The sequence below is a fragment of the Microcystis sp. LE19-41.2A genome, from assembly GCF_027530405.1.
Classification (GTDB): domain Bacteria; phylum Cyanobacteriota; class Cyanobacteriia; order Cyanobacteriales; family Microcystaceae; genus Microcystis; species Microcystis aeruginosa.
The window spans coordinates 25,671-31,819 of the sequence record NZ_JAPZQJ010000514.1; the positions used below are offsets into that span (position 1 = coordinate 25,671).

The window sequence follows — 6,149 nt, forward strand, 5'->3', positions numbered from 1 at the left end:
AAAGACTTTATCTTGAGAAAATAATTGGGCTAAATAGACCCGAATTTAGGGGGTATTTTCTGGAAAAGAATCACTATAATTAAATAAAAATGGTACGCTATTTTTTCCCGATCCATCCATGACTAAAACCCGGGGCATTTGCGCCCCACCTTCGCGCCAAGCTTCGATCGCTTCTTTCTGTAAAACTAATCCTCCCCCCTGTTCTTTTAAAGTTTCTGCTAATAGTCTTTGTGCCTCAGCTTTCCCTTTAGCGCGATTGATTTCTGCCTGGGCCTGTTGTTCTGCTTCTTGGGTGATATAAACGGCTCTTTGGGCGCGTTGTTCCGCGATTTGTTTATCTTCGACAGCCCGAGCAAATTCCGGAGAAAAATTCAAATCTACCACACTGGTATCTAAGACTAGAATACCATACTTTTCTAACCGAGTCGATAGGGCATTATCAAAGTCTTCTTTTAACTCACTGCGTCGAGTAATTGCCTCCTCTACTGTTCTTTTAGCGGCGGCAATTTTAAAGGATTCTTGGGTTTGAGGGGCGATAATTTTAGCGACAATATTTTGTAGGGTACCTTGGGTTCTTCTAATTGCCACTACTTGAGTCGGATCAAGACGAAAATTAATCGCAAAACTAGCGGATAAATTTTGTAAATCTTTAGTGGAACTTTGGGCGGGAACTTCAAATTTTTGCACCGTAACATCGTAGATATCGACACTAGAAACAAAGGGAGGTTTAAAGTGAAATCCCTCCAATAAAACCCCGTCCTTAGCCTTTCCTAACACACTTAAAACTCCCGCTTGTCCGGGGGTGATAATCACATAGGCATTAAAGGCCGCTAAAATGACAATAGTGGCCAATAATCCCCCGATCAGGGAAAGTAAATTAATAGCATCTTTCTGGTTCACAGTTTATACTCCTTGATGAGCGACTAAAGCGAGAATTTTTACCGCAATTGCTTGATTAACGGGCATCACTGACAGACGATTTCCTGTCCTTACTAATAATAATTCATCGGCGGTAAAATTTTGTTTTAAAATTCCCAGGGGCAGCAGTTGGGGAAAAAGGCGCTCAAACTCAACTTTAACCGTCCACCAGCGCGGGGCATCTGGGGAGGATTTAGAATCATAGTAGGGACTATCGGTATCGAATTGTGTGGGATCGATCATATCAGTTTGCACTACTCGCATCAAGCCGACAATCCCCGGCGGGGTGGTATTAGAATGATAAAAAAAGGCCAAATCTCCCCGTTTCATCTGACGGAGAAAATTGCGGGCCTGATAATTTCGCACTCCCTCCCAAATAGTTTGACCATCTTTTTTTAAATCCCCGATACTATAGACATCGGGTTCCGATTTCATTAACCAGTAATTTAAATTCATCATTTATAGTTGTGATTAATTCAAATAAGCTCAAAAATATTTTTAGCCGTTCCTGTCAGCCCTGTCACCATAGGGTTAAATATAATTCACTTTGACTGCTTTTGTAGTTCTACTCAAACAATTATTGAGAAGAATGTATCTAAAAATACCTTTGTTAGCGGCAATTTTTAAGGACTATGATCCTTCAAGTCTAGCTATTCTTGGCAACTGTCAGTTTTTCCCTATAGCTAAAAATAATTTATTCTCGATTATTAAATCGCTCAAATAAGCTGTAAAATAGGATACATTGCTCTAAAAATCTCTAGCCAATCCATAGATTATCGGTGTTCCAAGCCACTCGCCGCCGTTTAGCCTTATGGTACACTGCCGTCACTGCCATACTACTGCTTTTTCTCGCTACGGGAATGTATTTTTATGTGCGCCATACCCTAGTGGATCGCATTGATGATACCCTCAAACACATCATTGAGGTGGTAAATCGTTCCCTCGTGATCGAATCGATTCCCCCGGATCAAGGACGTTATCGCGTCGATCCCCTGGCAAGTTTTCCCAGTCAGGGTAAATCCGTCGAGGACGATCATATAGATTTGGAATGGTTTGATCCCCAAGGTAATCTACTTTGGTCAACTCTGGCCGAATCCTTAGATATTCCCCTCCATCCCCACCGTCAAGGGGAAACTATTCGCTTATCCGATAATCGTCTGCTGCGACAAGTAACCGAAAGGGTGGAAATCGGTCATTATGTTTTGGGATATCTGCGGGTAAGTCATCCTTGGTTTGAGGTGACAAAACCGATTAGACAGCTATTATTGGATTTAATCCTCGGAATTTGCCTGATGATTGCTAGTGTCGCCTGGATTGGTTGGTTTTTGTCCGGTTTAGCCATTCAACCCGTAAAAGAGTCCTATCAGAGTTTAAAACAATTTACCGCCGATGCTTCCCATGAATTACGCAATCCGATCGCCACTATCCAAACTAACGTGCAAATGGCGATCTCCTATCCCCAAACTGGCCATCAACGCTTGCAAGTGATCGAGCGTTTAACGGAAAGATTGGGCAATTTAGTCAATGATCTGCTCTTTTTAGCCCGTTCTGATAGTGGCATCGTCCAACCGATCGAGCAAGCTGTACCTTTGGATGCTTTATTGATGGAAGTGGTGGAAGAACAGCGTTTAATCGCCGATAAGCAGGGAATTTCCCTCTCTTTGTCGATCGTGGAACCGGACCAAGAGGATTTTTCCTACAGCGATGAAATGTTTACTATGCAGGGAGATTGGGATCAATTAGCACGTTTATTCACAAATTTAATCTCTAATGCCCTAAAACACGCTTTTTTGCCCGAATCTGAGCCTAAAAATGTGGCAGTGGAATTGGAAAAAAGTAAACGCGATCGACAATCGGTGTTACTGGTGCGCGTCAAAGATAACGGAATCGGTATTCCCGAGGCTGCTTTGTCCCATATTTTCGATCGCTTTTATCGTCTCGATCCCGCGCGACAAAATTCTGCCACTTCCGGGGGAACAGGATTAGGATTAGCGATCGCTTTAGCGATTACCCTCAGTCATCATGGACAAATTAGCGTCGAAAGTCAGATCGATCGGGGAACAATCTTCACCGTCAGCTTACCGAAAAGCCATCAACGGGAGAAAAAAACCGAAAAGTCAGAAGCTTGACACTTCTGACCTTCTTTTCATACCCCCAAGGGAATTCGAATCCCTGTCGCCTCCGTGAAAGGGAGGTGTCCTAGGCCACTAGACGATGGGGGCGTGGATTTCAGACCTTTTTAAATATAACAATAATCTTTCCGGGAGTCAAGGGTTTTGGCCAAAATTTTTTTAATCCCGCCCTTGCACAATAGGATAGTCTAATTGAAGATGTTATCGCCCAAAATCCATGGCTGCCGATCCCTATAAAAGCCGACTGTTCAACCTGATCAACCGTCGCTTGATCCGTCTGAAAGATAACCTCGGCCGCGTCTCCCGTCGCGGTCAAAATGCGATCGCTATTGCCCTGCAAATAGCCCTCTATCCCGTCTATTTGCTGGTACAATCCCTGCGGATGACGGCTAATCAATTGGGGAACAGTCTCCAGAAACAATTATCACCCCCCGGCAAAGAGGGGACGGATGCGATCAAAGAATTTCTACAGAGCTTATCTGACCAAGAAACGGCATTTATTGGCATAGCAGCCGATCTAGAGGATCACGCTTTAGTTGTCGTCACTAACGATCACCAGACTGTTAAAATCACCGATAATCAAACCCAAAGACAAATAGAAAAACAAATTAGAACGGCACTGGCTAACTACGCCCTCGAAAAACGGAGAATTAAGCGATTAAATCCTCAATATCCGCCTTTATTACCGAATTTTACCGACAAAAATCCTGTCTTGCCCCCGATCCGTTGGTTTTGGAACCTGCTACGCTGGGAACAACAGGGGCAAATAGCGATCGCCATAAATCTCTTCCAGGAATCCCATCTCGTCAAAACCCCGACACCACCCTCCTTACCACTGCCTAATTTAAATTCTCAAGCGATTTTAGAAGTTATTGACGAAAAATTAGCAATTTTCGAGGCTAAATTTCTCGCTATCTCTCCCGCAATCCCCAGCAGTGTTAGCCACACCTCTAACCTACCTTCCGATCTCGTTAACCAGTCCCCGACTCTCGAGAAAAATTCCTCCTATCTCTGGCGACTTTATTGGTTAATTTATGCGGCGATCGAGCATTTCTGGGCAAAAGAGAAGAATAATTTAGAATATAGTGCTGATTCACCCGCTTTATCGGCAAAATATCCCCTAAGTCTTCCTAATTCTCTGCTGATCACCTTCAAGCAACGTCTCCAGGATTGGCTAGAAAAACAAACCCAAGCGGATCCCTTCACGATCGGCAAACTCATCCAAGCGGCGATCGATCACTTCTTTTCCTCTCGCCAATCCCTGACATTTTCCGCCGTCAGCGAGCAACCTTGGCTAGAATCCGCCGATATCTTGGCTATTTCTCCCCAAGACTCCGAAAAACCGCGCCTTAACCCCGCTTATCCCCTTCCCCAGTCCCCAGGCACACCAGCCGAGCCTCATAGCACAAAAAAAGCTTTTAGTCAAGAAAAACAAAATAAATCTTTACAAAAAATCCCCCCGGCCGCCGCTGAAATTACTCCTGGAGAATCCCCCCCCGCAACCCAATTAGATCCCCGCTACGCTAGGGAGATAATTCAACCAATTAACGAAGAATGGTTAGAAACCGAATCAACCCCCGTCGGTTACGTTAAACACCCCTTAGAACGGATTTTAGAGGGATTGGACGCGATTATTTTATGGGTAGAGGAATTAGTTATTAAAATCTGGCGTTGGTTGCGGTATGATCGACGCATTTCTAAATTACTCAAACGCAAACGCTAAATCGATCGGTTTTGGGTATAGCCGATCGGGAAGTCTTTCTGTTGTGAGAAACTTGAGACTATCTTTAGGGACTTACCTCTGTCAATCTTAGGCGTTGCACTTCACTTTTGAATGGGCATTGGCTGATCGGCAGTTAAAGTCATGACCATAATCTCAAATTACCGAAATTTATCGACAAAAATAAGCTAAACTAACGGCAAAGATAATAAGTTTTGATTTTTTTACTTGGCATTACTTATGGACGGTATCTGTACCTTAGCCAACGATCGCATTTACGATCAATTAGTCGCCCTACTCAACAGCATCGAGGTCAATGGAGGAAAAGCTCTTCCTGTTTGTGTCTATCCCTACGATGACAACACCGAACGTATCAAGGCGGAAATTGCTCAACGTCCTAATGTAGAGTTATTTGATGATCGGGAAGTGATCGATCTCTGGGATAATTTCGCTAAATCTGCTTGGGAACCCCATCCTACCGCTAAAGAACGCTGGTTAAAGGCTGGTAGCAAAGGTTATCATCGTTTTGGTACCCATCGTCGTTATTGTGCCTTTGATGGGCCGTTCGATCGCTTTATCTACATGGATGGTGATACCCTATTGATGAGTCCCTTAGATCGGGTTTTTGCACAGTTAGATAATTATGATTGTGTAGTCTACGATTTTCAGCACAAAGATATCACCCACGTTTATGAAGTTACTTCCCCAAAATTATTAGAAATCTTTCCCCAAGAACGTCTTAACCAAGAAATTTTCTGTTCGGGTTTTTATGGCTCAAAAAAAGGTTTATTTGACGGGGAACGCCGTAATTGGCTCATAGAACAATTGCGAGCAGGAGAAGCAGAAATAGTTTATCCTATGGCAGTAGATCAACCTCTGTTAAATTATATGATGATGCGCTCAAATTTTTCTATATATAATCTAGCTCTTCAATTGCCTAAAGAAGAACGCACCGGCTGCTGTGTCACCTCTCCCCATTTTCAGGCTTTAGATAATATTCTTTATGACCACGACAAACGTTTGACATACCTTCACTACATTGGTTTATCTTCCTCTCTGTTCACGCGACTTTGTAGCGGTGAAAATCTCGATTTTCCCTATCGAGATATTTTCTTACACTATCGTTATCTCTACGAACCTAGTCAACGTCCTGTTTTTACCGATAGTCCCAAACCCTATCAACCACCGACCCCAACCTTTTGGCAAAAAGTAACCAGAAAACTCGGTTTAGGAAAATAATAATTAGGGTCTGCTGAAAAAGTTTGTTGGTGGGGGCAGGGTGTGGGGTGTGGGGTGTGGGGTGTAGGGTTTTACCGATTTTGAGGTAGTCAGTTACCTAATTTTCAGGGAAAAAGTACCTGAATTTTACCCCCGATCCC

General features: G+C 43.5%; 5 protein-coding genes and 1 tRNA gene. 3 read left to right on the forward strand and 3 right to left on the reverse strand.

Features of this window, described 5'->3' with window-relative positions:
- Positions 1-45: 45 nt before the first annotated feature.
- Together O9290_RS21710 and O9290_RS21715 are read right to left on the reverse strand one after the other, a co-directional pair.
- Positions 46-900 carry a prohibitin family protein gene (locus tag O9290_RS21710; protein ID WP_002763389.1) on the reverse strand — a complete coding sequence of 285 codons (855 nt, stop codon included), beginning with the start codon at positions 898-900 and terminating at the stop codon, positions 46-48.
- Positions 901-903: 3 nt separating this feature from the next.
- Complete coding sequence (locus tag O9290_RS21715) at positions 904-1,377, reverse strand: EVE domain-containing protein (protein ID WP_002763387.1); 474 nt, start codon at positions 1,375-1,377, stop codon at positions 904-906.
- A gap of 320 nt (positions 1,378-1,697) precedes the next feature.
- On the opposite strand from O9290_RS21715, the gene O9290_RS21720 reads away from it, so the two are divergent.
- A complete protein-coding gene (locus tag O9290_RS21720) occupies positions 1,698-3,047 on the forward strand; it encodes a sensor histidine kinase (protein WP_002763386.1) in 1,350 nt (449 codons plus the stop codon).
- Between the two features lie 20 nt (positions 3,048-3,067).
- Here O9290_RS21720 and O9290_RS21725 read toward each other — a convergent pair.
- Positions 3,068-3,140, reverse strand: a tRNA-Glu gene (locus O9290_RS21725).
- Positions 3,141-3,267: 127 nt separating this feature from the next.
- On the opposite strand from O9290_RS21725, the gene O9290_RS21730 reads away from it, so the two are divergent.
- Both O9290_RS21730 and O9290_RS21735 read left to right on the forward strand, forming a co-directional pair.
- Complete coding sequence (locus tag O9290_RS21730; RefSeq protein WP_288087527.1) at positions 3,268-4,773, forward strand: hypothetical protein; 1,506 nt, start codon at positions 3,268-3,270, stop codon at positions 4,771-4,773.
- 237 nt (positions 4,774-5,010) lie between these two features.
- Complete coding sequence (locus O9290_RS21735) at positions 5,011-6,009, forward strand: Npun_R2821/Npun_R2822 family protein (protein WP_288059685.1); 999 nt, start codon at positions 5,011-5,013, stop codon at positions 6,007-6,009.
- Positions 6,010-6,149 lie beyond the last annotated feature (140 nt).

Bases quoted from the DNA above. Each gene is read 5' to 3' on its own strand.
- O9290_RS21730 (WP_288087527.1), top strand. From the start codon at position 3,268: ATGGCTGCCGATCCCTATAAAAGCCGACTGTTCAACCTGATCAACCGT.
- O9290_RS21715 (WP_002763387.1), bottom strand. From the start codon at position 1,377: ATGATGAATTTAAATTACTGGTTAATGAAATCGGAACCCGATGTCTAT.
- O9290_RS21735 (WP_288059685.1), top strand. From the start codon at position 5,011: ATGGACGGTATCTGTACCTTAGCCAACGATCGCATTTACGATCAATTA.